At 42.6% G+C, this 19,220-nt stretch carries 17 protein-coding genes; 12 read left to right on the top strand and 5 right to left on the bottom strand.

Translation table 11 applies throughout. The annotated features are described in order from the left end of the window. The first annotated feature begins 68 nt into the window (after positions 1-68). Positions 69-2,915: a hypothetical protein gene (locus J2W55_RS21975; protein ID WP_310101205.1), complete on the top strand. Its 2,847-nt coding sequence runs from the start codon at positions 69-71 to the stop codon at positions 2,913-2,915. Positions 2,916-2,944: 29 nt separating this feature from the next. Here J2W55_RS21975 and J2W55_RS21970 read toward each other — a convergent pair whose 3' ends face one another. From J2W55_RS21970 to J2W55_RS21960, 3 genes are all read right to left on the bottom strand, one after another. Beyond that, positions 2,945-3,718, bottom strand: a complete 774-nt coding sequence (locus J2W55_RS21970) for a copper homeostasis protein CutC (protein ID WP_310101202.1) — start codon at positions 3,716-3,718, stop codon at positions 2,945-2,947. Between the two features lie 134 nt (positions 3,719-3,852). Then, positions 3,853-4,860 (bottom strand): glycosylasparaginase, encoded by a 1,008-nt coding sequence (locus tag J2W55_RS21965; protein ID WP_310101199.1) that lies wholly within the window; start codon positions 4,858-4,860, stop codon positions 3,853-3,855. Positions 4,861-4,947: 87 nt separating this feature from the next. After that, a complete protein-coding gene (locus J2W55_RS21960; protein WP_310101196.1) occupies positions 4,948-5,364 on the bottom strand; it encodes a putative signal transducing protein in 417 nt (138 codons plus the stop codon). 56 nt (positions 5,365-5,420) lie between these two features. On the opposite strand from J2W55_RS21960, the gene J2W55_RS21955 reads away from it, so the two are divergent. From J2W55_RS21955 to J2W55_RS21945, 3 genes are all read left to right on the top strand, one after another. Beyond that, positions 5,421-6,371 carry a helix-turn-helix transcriptional regulator gene (locus J2W55_RS21955; RefSeq protein WP_310101193.1) on the top strand — a complete coding sequence of 317 codons (951 nt, stop codon included), beginning with the start codon at positions 5,421-5,423 and terminating at the stop codon, positions 6,369-6,371. A gap of 170 nt (positions 6,372-6,541) precedes the next feature. Continuing rightward, a complete protein-coding gene (locus tag J2W55_RS21950) occupies positions 6,542-6,964 on the top strand; it encodes an SRPBCC family protein (protein ID WP_310101190.1) in 423 nt (140 codons plus the stop codon). 95 nt (positions 6,965-7,059) lie between these two features. Beyond that, positions 7,060-7,515: a GyrI-like domain-containing protein gene (locus J2W55_RS21945; RefSeq protein WP_310101187.1), complete on the top strand. Its 456-nt coding sequence runs from the start codon at positions 7,060-7,062 to the stop codon at positions 7,513-7,515. 141 nt (positions 7,516-7,656) lie between these two features. On the opposite strand, the gene J2W55_RS21940 is transcribed toward J2W55_RS21945, so the two are convergent. Then, complete coding sequence (locus tag J2W55_RS21940; protein WP_310101185.1) at positions 7,657-8,991, bottom strand: dihydroorotase; 1,335 nt, start codon at positions 8,989-8,991, stop codon at positions 7,657-7,659. A 179-nt stretch (positions 8,992-9,170) separates the two neighbouring features. On the opposite strand from J2W55_RS21940, the gene J2W55_RS21935 reads away from it, so the two are divergent. The 8 genes from J2W55_RS21935 to J2W55_RS21900 all read left to right on the top strand — a co-directional run bounded on the left by J2W55_RS21935 (position 9,171) and on the right by J2W55_RS21900 (position 18,615). Continuing rightward, positions 9,171-10,520, top strand: coding sequence for a DEAD/DEAH box helicase (locus J2W55_RS21935; protein WP_310101182.1), 1,350 nt, complete (start codon positions 9,171-9,173; stop codon positions 10,518-10,520). A 51-nt stretch (positions 10,521-10,571) separates the two neighbouring features. Next, positions 10,572-10,838 (top strand): hypothetical protein, encoded by a 267-nt coding sequence (locus J2W55_RS21930; protein WP_310101179.1) that lies wholly within the window; start codon positions 10,572-10,574, stop codon positions 10,836-10,838. 84 nt (positions 10,839-10,922) lie between these two features. Then, complete coding sequence (gene gldC, locus J2W55_RS21925) at positions 10,923-11,252, top strand: gliding motility protein GldC (RefSeq protein ID WP_310101177.1); 330 nt, start codon at positions 10,923-10,925, stop codon at positions 11,250-11,252. A 2-nt stretch (positions 11,253-11,254) separates the two neighbouring features. Then, entirely contained in the window at positions 11,255-11,659 is a 405-nt protein-coding gene (locus J2W55_RS21920; RefSeq protein ID WP_310101174.1) for a hypothetical protein, read from the top strand. 141 nt (positions 11,660-11,800) lie between these two features. Then, entirely contained in the window at positions 11,801-15,247 is a 3,447-nt protein-coding gene (locus J2W55_RS21915) for a response regulator (protein ID WP_310101172.1), read from the top strand. Position 15,248: 1 nt separating this feature from the next. Beyond that, on the top strand, positions 15,249-16,079 hold the full coding sequence (locus tag J2W55_RS21910; RefSeq protein ID WP_310101169.1) for a CheR family methyltransferase: 831 nt from the start codon (positions 15,249-15,251) through the stop codon (positions 16,077-16,079). Beyond that, positions 16,069-16,656 (top strand): chemotaxis protein CheB, encoded by a 588-nt coding sequence (locus tag J2W55_RS21905; protein WP_310101165.1) that lies wholly within the window; start codon positions 16,069-16,071, stop codon positions 16,654-16,656. The genes J2W55_RS21910 and J2W55_RS21905 overlap by 11 nt, the downstream gene beginning before the upstream one ends. Before the next feature lie 30 nt (positions 16,657-16,686). After that, positions 16,687-18,615 (top strand): hybrid sensor histidine kinase/response regulator, encoded by a 1,929-nt coding sequence (locus tag J2W55_RS21900; RefSeq protein WP_310101160.1) that lies wholly within the window; start codon positions 16,687-16,689, stop codon positions 18,613-18,615. Between the two features lie 4 nt (positions 18,616-18,619). On the opposite strand, the gene J2W55_RS21895 is transcribed toward J2W55_RS21900, so the two are convergent. Then, positions 18,620-19,105 (bottom strand): methylated-DNA--[protein]-cysteine S-methyltransferase, encoded by a 486-nt coding sequence (locus tag J2W55_RS21895; RefSeq protein ID WP_310101157.1) that lies wholly within the window; start codon positions 19,103-19,105, stop codon positions 18,620-18,622. Positions 19,106-19,220: the final 115 nt, after the last annotated feature.

Here is a 19,220-nt window from a genome sequence, read left to right as displayed (position 1 = left end):
TGAAGCACACACCGCAATTTGTTAAACTGATTGTTTAAATTACAAATTGTACTTACTTTGAGCCCCGAATGAATAAGCCTTTTGCCGTTTACAAAACTTTACAAAAACTGTTGCTGCCGGCGCTGTTGTTGGCTGCAACCATAACCAGGGCGCAGGAGTTTGGGGGCAATCCGCCATCATTAAAATGGAAGCAGGTTAACACACCCGCCGCCAAAATTATTTTTCCGGCCGGAATGGATTCTGCAGGAGTGGGCGTGGCAAACATCATACAGCAAATGAACGGTTTAATAAAACCAACCATAGGGTTTAAGCAAAAACAGGTGAGCATAGTTTTGCAAAACCAAACCACGGTGGCCAATGGTTATGTGGGTTTGGCCCCCTTCAGGAGCGAATTTTTTTTAACGCCCGAACAAAACAGCTTTGACATTGGCAGCCTGCCCTGGCCGCGGCAACTGGCCATTCATGAATTCAGGCATGTACAGCAGTATAATAATTTCAACGTAGGCCTGTCGCACACTTTGCATATTTTGTTTGGCGAGGGCGGACAAGCCCTGGGTAATGATCTATCAGTACCTAATTGGTTTTTTGAGGGGGATGCTGTTTTTAATGAAACTCATGTAAGCGAACAGGGCCGGGGGCGTATTCCATATTTTTTTAATGGTTACAGGGCATTATGGGCAGCCGGTAAAAATTACAGTTACATGAAACTACGCAATGGGTCGTATCGTGATTTTGTACCTGATCATTATCCGTTAGGGTATATGCTGGTTGCGTACGGTCGCGAGCAATATGGCGATAACGTTTGGAAAAATGTAACGCACGACGCCGCGGCTTTTAAGGGGGGATTTTATCCTTTTCAAAAGGCTGTGAAGAAATATACCGGTGAAGATTTTAAAACATTTACCAATAATGGGCTCAGTTATTTTAAAGAACAGTTTGCCGGCAGCGACATAAACGTTGAAACTCCCTCCGACGCCCCAAAACATTTTGATGCCGACAGGGAATATCCAGCCTATATTAATGACAGTACGCTCATTTATATGAAAAGTACGTATGACCATATACCCGCCTTTATCATAAAAACAGGAAATAAGGAACGCCGCATCAGCACCAGGTCATACTCTATAGACAACTATTTTAACTATCATGACGGTAAAGTAGTATACGCCAGTTACCGCCCTGACCCGCGCTGGGGATACCGTAATTACAGCGAACTGATGCTGCTTGATATAAAAACAGGCAAAGAGCACCGCATCACCAACAAAACAAAATATTTTTCGCCGGCTTTTAGTGCCGATGGGAAACGGATCGTAGCAGCGCAGGTGGCCACGTCAGGAGTAAGTGAACTGCATTTACTAAATATCAATGGCGAACTTATTAACGCATTACCCAACCCGCTAAAGTTGTTTTATACGTATCCCCAATTTTATGGTGATGATAAGCTGATAGCCGCCGTGCGCGATGCAGAAGGCAAAATGACCCTGGCCCTGATTGATATAGCAACAGGCGCAACAAAGTACTTAATGACCCTTAGCTTTAGGCCAATAGGTTTTGTCACGGTTAAAAATGACGATGTTTATTTTACCCGGACTGAGGATATTAACGACAGGTTGTTTGTACTGAAATTAAATACTAACCAGTTTTATGAACTGCTGCCTTCCGAAAAGGTTAGCTCCATTGGCTATTATCAACCTGCAATTGCAGATAATAAGCTGGCTTGGGTAGGTTTTACAGCATCAGGCTACCAAATAAACCAAGTAAATAAAAAAGACCTTAAATGGATAGCCGCAGGCAGTGAGTATGTGCACTATCTCCCTGACATGGGTATCAAGGCGCTTGAAAGAGATTCATCAGCCAATATGCTTTCCAATGTGATTGATAAACCACTACCGGTTACCAATTATTCAAAAGGGCATGGCCTGTTCAATTTTCATAGTATTATCCCCAACATCAGCGACCCCAATTATTCCTTTGCCATTACAGGGGAAAACGTGCTGAACACCTTTCAATCCGAACTGTCATTTGACTACAACCGTAATGAGGGTTACAAACAGTTTGGCTTTGACGCTATTTATGGGGCATTGTTTCCTTACATATCAGGCGGCGTTGACTATACTTTAGACCGCCGGCAATTTTACAAAGGCAATTATGTATATTGGAACGAAACATCAATACACGGAGGGCTGCAGGTGCCGCTCAATTTTAGTGCAGGCAAGCATTTAACCGGCCTTACTTTTGGAAGCGATGTATATTTTAACCAAACCAACTTTCAGCAGGGGAACGCCCAGCGGTTTAATAACAGAAGTTATGCCTATCTGAACAATACGATATCGTTTAGCAACCAAACCCAGGCGGCACGGCAAAATATATATCCGAGGCTGGCTCAGAGTATTAGCCTGAATTATAAATCGGCTATAACAGGAGCGGGGGCTACGCAATTGCTGGCATCGGGTACATTTTATTTTCCGGGACTGGTTACCAATCATAGCCTGGTGGTCAATGTGGCCCATCAGCAAAAGGGCAAAAACAATGTAATAGGGTTCTCCAACAATTTCCCCTTTAGCAAAGGTTATACCGCCGAAAGCCTGGATGAGATGAACAAGATTGGCTTAAACTATCATTTTCCTTTTGCCTATCCCGATGCCGGCTTTGGCAATATTGTTTACCTGCTGCGTTTACGAGGGTTGCTGTTTTTTGATTACACCCGCGCAACTGCCGATAACTTTTTTACCAACGGCAGCAACTTTAAGCAAAACTTCCGCTCAGCCGGTGCCGGGGTGTTTTTTGATACCAAATTTTTTAACCAGAACAGCATATCATTCGGCATCAGATACAGCCGCCTGCTTGATGATGACTTTTTTGGAGGCACCGGCCGCAACCGGATCGAGCTGGTATTACCGGTTACGTTTTTTTAGAAAAGCGCCGGGAACTGTTTTTAATTGTATTAATGAGCTCCCTTCGGTCGGTTGTTATTAGCCAGCCGTACCAATTCCTTTACTCTTTGAGCACTGGTAACATCCATACTATATTCATCGCCGGGTTCATTGCTCATTAAAATAGATTCATTTTTATATTGCATTTTGCTTTGAACATGTACACGGGCCGATGAATGTACTTCGGATACACCGGTAAAATGCACCAGATCGGCCACATTGGCCTCGGTAACACCGCTACCCGGCATGATGCTGATTCGGCCTGCTGCTTTCTCAACCAGGTGGTTAATGATGATAGCGCCTTCAATAGCGGTGGTTTTACCGCCGGAGGTGAGTATGCGTTCGCATCCCATCTCAATAATGTCCTCAAGGGCCTGAAACTGATCTGCACACATATCAAACGCCCGGTGAAAGGTAACACCCAAACCCCATTGTTTGGCCAGGCGCACCATTTCAAGGCAGCGTTCCTTATCAATGGTACCATCGGCATTCAATATGCCTATTACAATGCCATCGCAGCCGGCCTCAATGCAGTACCTGATATCGGCCAGCATAATGTCATACTCCAGGTGAGTGTATAAAAAATCGCCTCCGCGGGGGCGTATCAAAACATATAGCTTAATGTGCAGCATACGGCGGGCCTGTAATATTTGCCCGTGCGATGGGGTAGTACCGCCTTCTTTTAAGTTTTCGCAAAGCTCTACCCGCACAGCTCCGCCTTCCTGGGCGGCCAAAGCAGAGGTGACAGAGTTGGCGCAAACTTCAAGGGAAACGGGTTTGATCATAGTTTTGGGGTATTTATAGTTAGTTTATTAATTAGTTAGTCATAGTCCACAGATAAAAGATAATGGCAGCAAAAGGCATTTACCGTATCTGTATTTGTTACCGCGAAGCCGGATCAATTGTATTTAGGTTTGGCTCAATAAAAGCTTTTCCCTTTTATCAAAAGATCCTGTTGCTGTGCGTTGCAAACTGCAAAAGAGAATCCGCTTTGTATAGCATAAGCACCATATTCGCCTTTTTTATTGATGGCTAAAAAACCAACTTGTATCTGTTTTGCTGTTTCGGGTTTCTTTTTAATGATCCGGCGTACCGCCTCTTTGCACGCATCCTCTGGCGAAAGCCCCTGGCGCATCAGTTCCACCACCAAAAAGCTGCCCACATTCCTGATCACTTCTTCGCCTACTCCGGTTGATGTAGCGCCGCCTACCTCGTTATCAACATATAAGCCAGCGCCTATTATTGGGCTGTCGCCAACACGGCCGTGCAACTTAAATGCCATACCACTGGTAGTGCAGCCGCCCGATATATTGCCCTTGGCATCAATAGCCAGCATGCCTATGGTGTCATGATTGTACTTGTCACCTGGTTTGCTGCCGTTCTCAATGTTCATTACCGGGCTGTACTTAGCCGTTTTAAGCCATTCTTTCCATATTTTTTCCGATTCAGGTGTTAACAATTTTTCTTTCTTCATGCCCTGCTCTACAGCAAACTGGGTAGCGCCATCGCCAACTAGCATTACATGCGGGGTTTTCTCCATCACTAAACGGGCTACTGATATGGGGTGGGCAATATTTTCCATGGCAGCAACTGATCCGCAATTTCCAAGCTCATCCATGATACATGAATCCAGGGTTACACGGCCATCACGATCAGGCAGACCGGTGCGGCCAACTGTATGATTGGTAATATCCTCTGCTTCGGGTATCCTTGCACCGGCTTCTATCGCGTCGAGCGCCCGGCCACCGGTTGACAGTACCTTCCAGGCACCTTTATTGGCTATAATACCAAAATCCCAGGTTGATATAACGATAGGAAAATTAGTAGCTGAACCTGAGGAAATTGTTTTTGCTATAGCAGAACGTGACAAGGCTGCCAGCGAAGCACCAGCGGCTGATATTTGAATGAACTTACGGCGGTTATACATAGCGCTAATATAAAAAAAACCGCTATAAAAACGTTTTATATGGTGTTTTGATATGTTTTTTAAAAGTCGGCAGGTGATTGCCGCTTTTTATTCAAAATCCTGCTGACAGTTAAAGCAGTGCCAGGCTTTGGTATTGTAAAACGGAAAAACAGATGAAAGAAAAGAAGAGAATTTACCCGGATCGGCGGGGCCAATATTGGTCGACGCGCAAAACGGACATACAATTACATGATTTGATTCCTCATCAACTTCTATATGGTCCTGATCATGCAGATCGCCCTGCGCTGCCAGTATTTCGCGGCATTTTTCAAGATCGCGCTCAAATATTTTGAGCTTAATGCCACCTACCGCCTGGTTATACAGCGGGTTGGCGCCTATAATGTTTTCATCTGCGATAAAACAGGGTATGCCGTTGTCTTCAAGTTTGGTGCGTATAATGTGTGCAAGCATCACATCATAGTAGCTTTCAAGTGTTATGATCTTATCATCTGGTTGGTTAGCCATAGCGATAAATAAAATATTTACCCAAAGGTAGTTTGTTTTTTGCTTAATTTGATGTTATGAACCGCATCGACCGCATTTCGGCTATTTTGATACAGCTACAATCTCGCAGGGTAGTAAAAGCATCTGATATTGCCGAACGCTTTAATATTAGCTTGCGTACCGTATATCGTGATGTAAAAACCCTTGAAGAAGCAGGTATTCCGCTCATGGGCGAGGCCGGTGTGGGTTACTCCATTATGGATGGTTACCGTTTACCACCGGTAATGTTTACCCGTGAGGAGGCGACCGCCTTTTTAACTGCCGAAAAATTTGTTGAAAAGCTAACGGATACCACAACAATGAAGCACCACCAGTCGGCAATGTTTAAGGTGCGGGCCATATTAAAAACTGCCGAAAAAGACGCACTGGAGAACCTTGATGGCAGTATTGAAGTGTTAAAAAGCCATAGCCAGAAACGGGCCGGCAATAATACTGACCATATACAAACCATACTGGATAGCATTGTACAAAAAAGGCTTTTACGTATGGATTACTTTGCGGGCCATAGCCAGGAGTTCACCCAGCGGGATGTAGAGCCTGTTGGCATTTTTTTTCTGGACAGCTTTTGGCATTTAATTGCTTATTGCCGTTTACGTAATGATTACCGCGATTTCAGGGTTGACAGGATCCGCAAAATTATCACTACTGATATTAATTACAATGGCAGTAAACACCCGACTTTAAAAGCATACATAGCCCAAACCGCCCAGGAAAAGCAGCTGGAAACGGTTGTTATCAGGGTTGATAAAGAGATATCCCATCATCTCGATTATCAAAAATACTACAGCGGTTTTGTATCTGAAAAAGCCATTGGAAATAAGATTGAAATGACCTTTTTAACCTCATCTATTGAAGGCTTTGCACGGTGGTTTATGATGTTTGGCGACTGTGCCGAAATCATACAACCACGGGCTTTAGTTGATAAGGTTAAAACCATAACCGCGGCCATCGCTCAAAAAAACATTTAGGCCTTCGTTTTTCCTGCTGACATAGGGTTGTCATTACCCGGTGTTTAATTTGTTTAACTAAAGCAAAACGAGCTGTTATGGTCGTGTTTTTGTGGGTAAAATTATTCGCCTGGAATATGGTTATCAAAAGACAAGATGGCAGTAAGTGTCTCATTTTAAATAAAAACACTATGGAAAAGCTAACATTAAACACCGAATTAAAATTCAAAGCTCCGGCATCAAAAGTATGGCAGGGTCTTACTGATCCTGAGATGGTAAAAGAATACTTTTTTGGCACTACCCTGGAATCAAGCTGGAGGGTAGGGGAGCCTATTGTATTTAGTGGTGAGTGGGATGGCAAAAAGTACCGCGATCATGGAACCATACTGGATATTGATCCGGGTAAATTTGTAAAGTATACCTACTGGAGCAGTATGAGCGGTACCGAAGATAAGCCTGAAAATTATGCTAATATTACCTATCGGCTTACCGAAAATAATGGTGAAACAACACTGCATATCACCCAGGATAACATCAAAAACCAGGAAGTAAAGGAACACTCGGAACAAAATTGGCAAGGTGTTTTTGGAGGATTAAGAAAAATGATTGAGTGACAATTAGTATAAATTAATTATTTATATAAATATTGTAAAATTTTGACCTAAAGTTATTTATATATCAATATAACAAAAAGTGATAACTTGAAATTATGCACAAAACACATATAAAGGGTTTCTTTTTACTGGGTATCTCAGTACGAACCATCAACCAGAACGGGCAGGCAGAAAAAGACATCGATGAACTTTGGTGTCGTTTTATGGACGACAATATTTTACTGCAAATTGCCGACAGGATAAGCGACGAAGTATACTGTGTTTATACCGACTATGAAACAGACCACAGCGGCTACTATACCGCTGTACTGGGTTGCCGGGTAAACTCGCTTGATAACATTCCCGTGGGCCTCATTAGCCTTACTATAGCTCCGGGTACTTATACACGATATACAGCTAAAAGCTGGGTATCGGGCCGCGTGGCGCAAACCTGGCAGCATATATGGAACAGCAACCTTAACCGCAGGTTCAGTACCGACTTTGACGTATACGGAGTCAAAGCCCAAAATCCGGAAGATACGCGGGTGGAGATCTATGTGGGAATAAAGTAAAATGCCTTCATCTGTGTGTATATACCTCCGACAGTCTCAAGCTTCGGAGGCCTGCAACTTCACTATTTTGAATACATTCAGGATAGAAATTTCGCTATTTTTACTCCAGAAAGTTCTGTATTTTAGAATTAAACTATTTTATTAATGGTTAAAATTCAGTCGGTTACCATGGTTACCTTCAATTAAACTTCCGTTAGCAAAAGCTATATTGCCCGACACCAAAGTATAAGCAATCTTTGAATCGAAAGTAATCCCTTCAAACGGGCTCCAGCCACATTTGTATAAAATATTGTCTTTGTTTACGTTCCAGAGTTTATTCAAATTCACCAGCACCAGATCGGCCCAGTAACCTTCGCGTATAAAGCCGCGTCTGTCAATCCGGAAACAGGTAGCCACATTATGGGCCATTTTTTCGGCTATTTGTTCAAGGGATATTTTACCCTGGTGATACAGTTGCAGCATGGTTGGCAAGGCGTGTTGCACCAGTGGTCCGCCAGATGGCGCCTGCAGGTAGGGGAGCGCTTTTTCTTCGAGGGTGTGCGGGGCATGGTCGGTAGCAATAACGTCTATGCGTCCATCCAGTACAGCCTGCAAAATAGCGTCGCGGTCATTAATAGTTTTCACCGCAGGGTTCCATTTAATAAAATTGCCTTTGGTTTCATAATCAGCATCAGTAAACCATAAATGATGTACGCATGCCTCGGCGGTAATGCGTTTATCTTTTAGGGCTATTTTGTTATCAAACAGGTGGGTTTCCTTTGCTGTTGATATATGCAGGATATGCAGGCGCGTGTTGTGCTTTTTTGCCAGTTCAACCGCTAATGACGATGACAGGTAACAGGCCTCTTCGCTCCTGATGATGGGGTGCAGTCTAACCGGGATATTTTCGCCCAGCAATTCTTTGTAATGGTTCAGATTTCTTTTAACGGTGGCTTCATCCTCGCAGTGCACAGCTATCAGCATGGGCGATTGCGCAAAAAGCTTATCCAATGTATTGGGATTATCAACCAGCATATTCCCGGTTGATGATCCCATAAAAACCTTAATGCCGCAAACATTGGCAGCGTTGGTACGCAATACCTGGTCCAGATTGTCATTTGATGCGCCCATGAAAAACGAATAGTTGGCCAATGAGTTGCGCGAGGCTATCTGGTATTTGTCTTCAAGCAGGTCTTGTGTTAAAGTATTGGGCACAGTATTGGGCATTTCCATAAAGGAGGTAATACCCCCGGCCACGGCCGCACGCGATTCTGAATAGATGTTGGCCTTATGCGTTAAGCCCGGCTCGCGAAAGTGTACCTGATCGTCAATACAACCTGGTAGCAGGTGCAAACCTTCTGCGTTGATTACCTCATCGGCATGAACATCGATGTTAGCATCTATCCGTTCAATAAAACCATCTTTTACCAGTATGTCAGTTACATATTGCCGGCCTTCGTTTACTACGGTTGCTGCTTTGATGAGGATGTTTGCCATATATTGATTTCAGATCTGGGATGTTTCGATTTGGGATTTAAATGCTGCAAATTTAGCATATAAATTAAAACTAATTTTCACCGCGACACTTCGATATCCAACATTCCGTATTCAACGTTACAATTTCCATCTCAAATCTCACATCTCATATCTATCTTTCAAAATCCTATCTTTGCGGCATGGCTGTAACTTTTGATGAATTTAATTTTAACCGGCAAATATTGAATGCGATAGCTGATGCTGGTTACACCGAAGCTACGCCCATTCAGCAAAAAGCCATCCCGCCTATTTTAAACGGACAGGATGTTATGGGTATAGCGCAAACCGGCACCGGTAAAACGGCAGCCTATGTATTACCCATTATCATGAAGCTGAAATATGCACAGGGTGATAATCCGCGGGCGCTTATTGTTTCGCCAACGCGCGAACTGGCCATGCAGATAGAGGAAAATGTAAAAACGTTTGCCGCCAATACCGATCTGCGGGTTGTGGTGCTTTATGGCGGCTTAGGCCCCAAAACTCAAATTGAACAGATCAATAAAGGTGTTGATATTATTGTGGCCACCCCTGGCCGTTTTATGGATATTTACCTAGCCGGTCACATCGTAACTAAAACCCTGCAGGTGCTGGTTTTAGATGAGGCTGATAAAATGATGGATATGGGCTTTATGCCCCAGATAAACCGCATACTGGAAGTGGTGCCGGTTAAAAGGCAAAATTTGTTGTTTTCGGCCACCATGAGCGATAAGATCCACGAGCTATCAAATAATTTTTTGGAGTACCCTACCATTATTGAAGTAACGCCGCAGGCTACCCCGGCACAAACGGTAACCCAGCATTTATACCATGTGCCCAACGTTAAAACAAAGATAAACCTGCTCAAAAAGCTGCTTGATCAGGAAGGGGATATTACCAAGCTTATCATTTTTTGCAAAACCCGCGTAGCGGCCGAGGATGTTTACAAATTTCTACTGCGCAAGTTTGGCGAAAAGGAGGTAAGGGTGCTGCATGCCAATAAAGGCCAAAATACCCGTATCAATTCTATCAATTCGTTTAAGAACGATGAGGTGAAAATTTTAGTGGCTACTGACGTGGCATCGCGCGGTATTGACGTGAGCGATGTAAGCCATGTCATCAACTTTGACGTGCCTGTTGTAATTGAAGATTATGTGCACCGCATAGGCCGTACAGGCAGGGCATTACAATCAGGCGTGGCCATCACCTTTTGCGGGCCGTCTGAAGAATATTACCTGAAAAAGATAGAAAAGCTGATCAAGCAAACTATCCCGGTATCAATCATTCCTGACGACGTTTTTGTGGAAGAAACCGGTTACAACGAGCGGCAGGAGCAGAACAAGGAAATTGACATGCAGAAGCGCAAAGAGGACCCTGAGTTTAAAGGAGCCTTTCACGAAAAGAAAACCCTTAACCAGCGTAAAAAGTTCGATGCCGCCAAAGAAAAAGCAAAATTTGGTTCAAAAGCGCCTAAAGGCGGTTCAAAAAGCCGATCGTTCAGAAAAAAGCATTAATTACAAACCGGGGCAAATACTGGTCCTCAAAAACTCAATAATCAAATATTCATGAAACTTCGTATTACCCCTTTAAATTTTGCCACTGCGTTTTTTATTCTGGCAGCAGCCTACATCTGGATATATGGGGCGCATATTGCCGGGCGTCCGCTGGAAAGCTGGAAGGGGACCATAGGCTGGATATTTGTACTCTTTGCAGTGGTTGTCTTTTTTCTCGACCTGATATTTCGTAACTTTTTTGCTCAGCTTAAAAAATTGTGGATAGTTGAGCTATGCTTTATAGCCCTGGTGGTTATTATATTTTTATTGGTTAAATAATTACAAAACCATTATAAGCGGGGTGATCAAAAATTAGGATACTTGCAGCTTGAAAAACTAATTACTTTTAAAACAGATTAATAGATGAAAACTGCTGAAATAAAGCTTACCATTAACCTTGATGATAACAATGTACCTGAAACCATTATGTGGGAATCAACAGATGCGCAAAACAAGGAGGCTTTACCTGTAAAATCGATGATGCTGGCACTGTGGGACCAGAACTATAAAAACACCCTGCGCATTGATCTTTGGACAAAAGATATGCCCGTTGATGAAATGAAACGCTTTTTTTATGAAACCCTGCAAACCATGGGCGATAGTTTTTTACGTGCCACAGGCGAAAAAAATATTGTTGAGGACCTGCGCGACTATTGTGCTCACTTTGCCGATAAAATGGAAATAAAGCAATAACCATGCGCATCAGTTCAATTTTGTCGTTTGTGGGATTTACTTTGCTTTTTGCAGGTACCTACTGCCCTTTGTTGCGCCCCTTTCATATTGTTAGCTGGAATGTTTACCAGCTTAACCAACCGTATGGCCTGGTATTGCTGCTGGTAGCCATAATTGGCATTGCGGCCTCATTTTTAAATCAGCCAAAAATTATACGGGCAACAGCATGGATATCGCTGATCCTGGTAGTAATGCTGTTTATTGCTTCATTGTTAAAAATTCACTTTGCTTTTAGCTTCATCCCTTTTCATAAGTTTGAAAATTTTTTAGCCAGGCAAATCAAGTTTAAATGGGGCTGGTATGTATTGTTTTCGGGAGCTGTACTTGCACTTGCGGGCGCACTGGCCAATAAACCGGATATATATTAAAAGCCCCGAAGCCGGCGACGAAAAAAATATTGCTTAAATGTTTATTCGTATGTTTACTATTACTTAATGTTTATTAGCCCGTATAATAGTAAAAAAGATTTTTTTTAAACATATTTGTGTTAGATAAATAAATACGTCTGCATGTTAAACTTTTCTTTTCGCCAGCAAGTATTAGCTGGCTTTATAGTATCCATCATTCTTGTTTTAGCGGTTGGCATATTATCTTACAATAGCATTAGAAAATTTGAGGAGGACGACGAATGGGTTGAACATACACAAAAAGTTATCAATACATCCGAAGACCTGTTGCAACAGTTGGTTGATGCAGAAACCGGTATGCGCGGGTTTGCAGCTACCGGGAACAACGCGTTTCTTGAACCTTATCAGGCTGCCCTGCCAAACGTTACTGCCTATCTTGATAGCCTGCAGGAATTGATAAGGGATAACCCAATCCAGCATAAACGTGTTGATTCTATAAAGAAACTGGTAACGTCCCAGCTTTTAATTTTAAAAAACAATATCGAGACCCGTAAAAATAATGGGCTTGATTACATGCTGCAAAACCATATGTTTTTAAACGGCAAAGAGAATATGGATAATATCCGTATGATCAATGCTCATTTAATTTCAACAGAGAACAGGCTGCTTGCCCTGCGTAAAGAAAATTCACAAGCTGCATCACATACCATCGTAACGGTTATTGTTAGCGGTTCTATCGTATTTCTGATCGTTATCCTGATACTGTTCTTTTACATACAGTCAACGTTTGACCGGCAGAAAAAGATAGAAGACGAAATTAAAATAGCCAACACTGAGCTCAATAAAGTAATTGCCGAAAACGAAGCCAAAAACTGGTTGCTAACAGGTTCAGGCAAACTAAATGATACAATGCAGGGCCAGCAGAGCGAAAAAGAACTATCAGGAAATATATTAACTGAGGTTTGCGCTTATACCAAAGCGGCAGCTGGCACATTATACCTGTATAATGAAACCAATGAGCGGTTGGAGTTTTATGCCTCATACGCTTTTCATGATCCCGGGTTTATTAAAAAAACCATCCAGTTATCAGAAGGCTGGATAGGGCAGGTGGCTAAGGACCAGAAGGCCGCGGTTGTTAAAGGTAAGCTGAACGAAAAGCTTGATCTGGAATCGTCAGTGATCAAGGAAACACTGACCGAAAATATTATTATTCCTTTCTTTTTTGATAAAAAACTGAAAGGCGTAATGGAAATAGCATATGCCAGCGAGCTTAACAAAAATAGTTATGACTATTTAATGGCTGTGGCCAATGATATAGGCATTGCTGTTAATACAGCGCAGGCACGTACCATAATGCATGACCTGTTTGAAGAAACGCAGCAACAGGCCGAGGAACTGGAAGCTCAACAGGAAGAAATGCGCGTTACCAACGAAGAGCTGATGAACAAAACAGAAATGTTGCAGGCATCAGAAGAAGAACTGCGCGTGCAGCAGGAAGAGTTGCGTACCATAAATGCCGAACTTGAAGAAAAAGCAAGCCTGCTTGAAGAAAAGAACCAGGCCATTGAACAGGCCCGTGCCGCCATTAACCTGAAAGTTGACGAGCTGGAAACCACCGGTAAATATAAATCGGAGTTTTTAGCCAATATGAGCCATGAGCTGCGCACACCGTTAAACAGCATATTGGTACTGGCCCGCATATTGAAAGATAACAAACCGGCCAACCTTTCTGAAGACCAGGTTAAGTATGCCAGTGTGATCTTTAATGCCGGTAATGATCTGCTTACGCTTATCAATGATATACTGGACCTTTCAAAAATTGAATCGGGTAAACTGGAGATGCAAAATGAAGATATCAGGGTATCTGAAATTTTGAATGATATGGAAATGCTTTTCGCCCAGGTTGCCAGCAACAAAAGCATCAATTTCACAACCAGCATAGCCAAAAACGTACCTCAAACCATATTTACCGACAAGGTAAGGGTTGAGCAGGTTATTAAAAACCTGCTTTCAAACGCGTTTAAGTTCACCGCCGAAAACGGTTCAATCTCCATTAATGCAACGTTGGGGCAAAAAGAAAATACAATTAGCTTTGCCATAAAAGATTCAGGTATAGGCATACCTCCAGAAAAGCAGCGTATTATATTTGAAGCCTTTCAGCAGGCCGACGGCTCAACCAGCCGTAAATACGGAGGCACTGGTTTGGGCTTATCAATAAGCCGTGAATTGGCCCTACTGCTTGGCGGCAGTATAAGTCTCAGCAGCGTGCATGGTATAGGCAGCGAGTTTGTGCTTACTATTCCTTTCGCTGCACGGCAGGAAACAGCGGTGCAGGAGGATATTTTGCCAACGGCACAAACATTTAATCCTGAAGCCTCATTTTTAAAACCGGCTAAATTTACTCATGATGGTAATCGTGATCCGCTTGTTGTTATTGTAGAAGACGATAGGAACTTTGCCAACATATTGCAGGATTACGCCCGTGATCACGGTTACAAATCGGTTATGGTGCACGAAGGTACAAACGCTGTTGAAGCCATAAAAGAAAACCGGCCCGATGCTGTGATACTTGATATTATGCTGCCGGGCAAAGACGGATGGCAAATATTAAAGGAATTGAAGGGCGATGAGGAAACTATGCACATCCCTGTACATTTAATGTCGGCAGGTGAGGCGGCCGCAAACCGTGTACGCCGCGAAGGGGCCATCAGTTTTCTTAAAAAGCCAATAAATACCGAAACCCTTGATAAACTCTTCGCAGATATCATGTTGCAAAGCGGTACGCGGTTTAAACAGATATTGCTGGTTGAGGATCACAAAGCCCAAAGCCAGGCTTTAAAAGAGATGATGCAAAGCCAGGGTATTACGGTTGACCAGGCGTTTGATGGCGAGTCGGCTTTTAGAATGCTGCATGAAAACGAATACCAGTGCGTGATACTTGATCTGAACCTGCCAGACATATCAGGGCTCGACCTGTTGGATAAGATCAAGGAAGTAGAACGTTTTTCTGCGCTGCCAGTAATTGTGAACACCGCTATGGAGCTTGATAAAACATCAGTTAACAGGCTTATGCAGTATGCCAATGCCATGGTAGTAAAAACAAATAAATCTGCCGACAGGCTTATCGACGAAGTAAACCTTTTCCTGAACAAGATCAGTGGCTCAGCAGACAATCATCAGGATCAAAGCGCATCGTTCGGCAAAGCAAAATTACCAACCAAGGGCAAGGAAGCCATAAAGGGTAAAAAGGTGCTTATTGTTGACGATGATATGCGTAATATTTTTGCACTGAGCAGCGCCTTGCAAAGTCATGACCTTGTTGTTGAAATAGCCAACGACGGCGAAGAAGCGATATCCAAGCTGGAAGAGGTTGCTGATATTGATATTGTACTAATGGATATCATGATGCCTAAAATGGATGGTTATGAAGCTACAAGGCATATACGGAAGCAAAACAAATGGGTAAAGCTGCCTATAATAGCTTTAACAGCAAAAGCAATGAAAGACGACCGGGAAAAGTGCATAGCGGCTGGTGCCAATGATTATATTACCAAACCGGTTGATATTGACAGGCTAATTTCATTAATGCAATTGTGGATGGAAAGTTGATATGAGCGATACTGCAGTTATTATAACGCACCCTCAGATAATTGAGCTTATTGACCTGGTAAAAAGGGTACACGGGTTTGATTTTTCGGGCTATACCAAGGCTTCGTTAAAAAGACGGATTACCAGGATAATGCAGCTTAAGAAACTGGAATTTTATGACCTGAAACATATACTGGTTAATGACCAGCATTTTTTTCAGGTTTTTTTGGAAGAAATTACTGTGAACGTTACCGAGATGTTTCGCGATCCGTCATTTTACGCGGCGTTAAACCAACAGGTTGTGCCCTACCTGTCAACTTATCAGCATGCCAAGGTTTGGTGTGCAGGTTGTTCAACGGGCGAAGAGGTTTATTCGCTTGCCATATTGCTGCGCGAGGCAGGGCTCAGCAAAAAATCATTTATTTACGGTACTGATATTAATACCGAAGTACTGAGGGAAGCACGCAGAGGCATATATAGTCTCCGCAACATTAAAAGCTATGCCGAGAATTATCAGTTAACGGGGCTGAAAGGATCAATATCTGATAATTTTACAATGTTGTATGATGCCGCGTCTGTACATAACGAACTGAAGCAGAACACCCTGTTTTCGGTACACAATTTAGTATCTGACGACGTTTTTAACGAGTTTCAGCTTATTAGCTGCCGCAATGTGTTCATTTATTTTGAAACCGTGCTCCAGGAACGCGTTCTGGAACTGTTTTATAAAAGTTTGTGCCCGCTCGGTTACTTATGTTTGGGCAGCAAAGAAACTATTCGTTCTGATGCTTTTAAGAAGAAATTTAGGGTGATCAATCAAAAAGAAAATATATACCAAAAAATTGGGGCCTGATAAAAATTTAATCGAACGCTGGCGTACTACCGAAGTTTTATTGATAGGTGGTTCGGCGGGTTCGTTTAAAATTTTGTTCCAGATAGTGAAGTGTCTGCCGCCCAATCTTGATAAGATAGTGATCATTGTTATTCATCGTAAAAGGAATTTTCTTAGCGAAATAGAAAAGCTTTTTGCCGAACACAGCAATATGAAACTGCGCGAGGTACAGGATAAAGACGTTCTTAAAAAAAATACGATCTATATAGCACCGGCAAATTATCATACGTTAATTGAAAAAGAAGGGTATTTTAGCCTTGATGTTTCAGAAGCGGTATGGTATTCAAAACCATCAATTGATGTAACCTTTGAAAGTGCTGCTGAAATTTATGAAAAACAATGCATGGCCATTTTGTTATCGGGCGCGAACCATGATGGGGCAGCAGGCATGCTTAAATTGAGAAATAACGGAGCTGTTACCATTGCGCAGCACCCAATGGATGCTGAAATGGACGAAATGCCAGCAGCAGCCATCAAGATAGGTGCTGCTGAGTATGTATTGAGAACAGACGAAATATTTAATTTTTTACACACATAATAGTCAACCTTATATTAATTAATTTATTCAATGACCCCAGTTAATATTCTTATTGTTGATGACAGAGAGGAGAATATTATAGCCCTTGAAGCATTATTAAAGCGCGAGGATATTCGTATATTTTCAACAACATCACCAAATGAAGCCCTTAAAATAGCCTGGGAAACACATATTGCCATTGCACTGGTTGATGTTCAAATGCCCGAAATGGATGGTTTTGAACTGGTAGAAATGCTGAAATCAAATCCGCGCACGAGGGATATCATGGTGATATTTGTAACAGCTATATCAAAAGAGGCCAAGTATGCCGTAAAGGGCCTGGGTACAGGAGCTGTTGATTATCTTTACAAACCGCTTGATCCGTACATAACATCAGCCAAGGTTGATTCATTTGTGCACCTGGCACGCAGTCAGGCCGAAATCAAACTCAAGAACCAGGAGCTGCAAAACTTTGCCATTGTTGTAAAGAATTCAGCCGATATTATTTGCTCGGTTGATGCGCAAACACTTCGTATCAATGATATTAACCCTGCGGTTGAAAACATTATGGGTTTTAAGGCCCAGGAGCTGTTGAGTAAAAGCATAGTTGATTTGGCTGTTGACGGGCAACGGCAAACGTTTCGTAAAAAACTGGGCGAAATTATTAAAGACAGCTTGAGTTTTGCTGTTTTTGAATTACAGTTTGAAACATTTGATAAACACGTGATATGGGTGGAGTGCCGGGCTTCCTATCATAATAAGACCATCTTTATCAATATTAGTGATATTTCTCCGCAAAAAAGTTACCAGGAACAGCTGATCAAGTCAAAAGAACATGCAGAGTACAGCAAAAAAGTGAAAGAAACTTTTTTGGCCAACATGAGCCATGAACTGCGCACCCCTGTTAATGGTATTATTGGCATAACCAACCTGCTGCTCAGGACCGATTTAAACGAACAACAAAAGGGGATGCTCGACCTGCTCGAAACATCATCAAAATCATTACTTGGCGTAATAAACGATGTGCTCGACCTTTCAAAAATAGAGGCCGGCAAATTCAATATTGTGCGCACCCCCAACAATATACATGGTTTGCTCAAATCTGTTTATGACTTGCTTAAGTTTAGGGCCGATGAAAGTAACATTGAGTTCATATTGGAGATAGACAAGGATATACCCGAAAACCTGATGGTTGATTCACTGAGGCTAAACCAGATACTGATGAACCTGCTTAGTAACGCCATTAAATTTACTGAAAGGGGCTATGTAAAGCTTAAGGTATCGGTTTTACAAAGGCACAATGATAAGGTTAAACTAAAGTACACCGTTGAAGATACGGGCATTGGTGTGCCAGCCGACAGGATCAATAAGATTTTTGAATCGTTTGAACAGGCCGAAGAAGATACTGTGAGCAAATACGGCGGTACCGGCCTTGGCTTAACCATTGTTAAAAAGCTTGCCGAATTAAAGGGCGGTGAACTTGCAGTAAGCAGCCAGTTAGGAAAAGGAAGTGTATTTGATTTCGTAAACTGGCATACCATTGCCGCTGCCCCACCCGAAAAGGTGAAACATAAAACAGACCGCGTGTTGGCCCCGTTTGATCATATACGCATTTTGGTAGCCGAAGATAATATGGTAAACCAATTTATGCTGGCTAAAATATTAAAGGACTGGAATGTGCAGGTTGAAATGGTTGATAACGGACGTAAAGTGTTGGATAGGCTTAGTGCTAAAGATTATGACATTATACTAATGGACACCCACATGCCCGAAATGAACGGGTACGAAGCCGCCCGTATTATACGCGTTGAATTTGACGAACCGAAAAGAAGTGTGCCTATTATATCGCTTTCGGCATCGTCCTTTGACCATGAGCAGGAAGAAGCCTTGTCAGCCGGGATGAATGATGTGCTTGCAAAGCCATTTCAACCGTTTCAACTGCACGAAAAAATGAACCGGTTATTAAAGATCAGAGCGTGAGATATTAAAAGTTAAGTTTAGTTTGTCCTACACCTAAAACGCGGGCCTCATGTTCAAGCAGCCATTGCTTGCGCCAAAGGCCGCCGGCGTAGCCGGTTAAACTGCCGTTTGAGCCAATAACCCGGTGACAGGGTACTACTATCCATAAATTATTTTTGCCGTTTGCCGCGGCGATAGCCCTTATAGCAAGCGGGTCATTCATCAATGCTGATTGCTGCGCGTAGCTGATTGTGCTGCCGTAGTTTATCAGCATTAACTGCTCCCATACCTTTTGCTGAAAAGCGGTGCCAGGTTGTTTTATAGGCAGATCGAATATTTTCCTGGTGCCCGCAAAATATTCATTAAGCTGATTGATGGCCATTTGTAAAAGAGAGGTAGGCGCCGGGGTAATATCGTGATCCTCATTTAATGCCGAAACGGCCGAAATGAAATCTTCATCTTCGGTAATGCGGGTTATACCAAGTGGGGTTTGGCAGTAAGCAACAGGCATTTGTTTTAGTTTTATAGGTAAATAATAATTGCAGAAGCAATATAATTTAATGTCAAACTTAAGGCAATAGGCCCAATCTAACAAATGAACCTATAAACTAATTATTACCTTTGCC

It is taken from the genome of Mucilaginibacter pocheonensis (genome assembly GCF_031456535.1).
Lineage (GTDB): Bacteria > Bacteroidota > Bacteroidia > Sphingobacteriales > Sphingobacteriaceae > Mucilaginibacter > Mucilaginibacter pocheonensis.
This window is presented reverse-complemented; position numbering and strand designations above follow the sequence as displayed.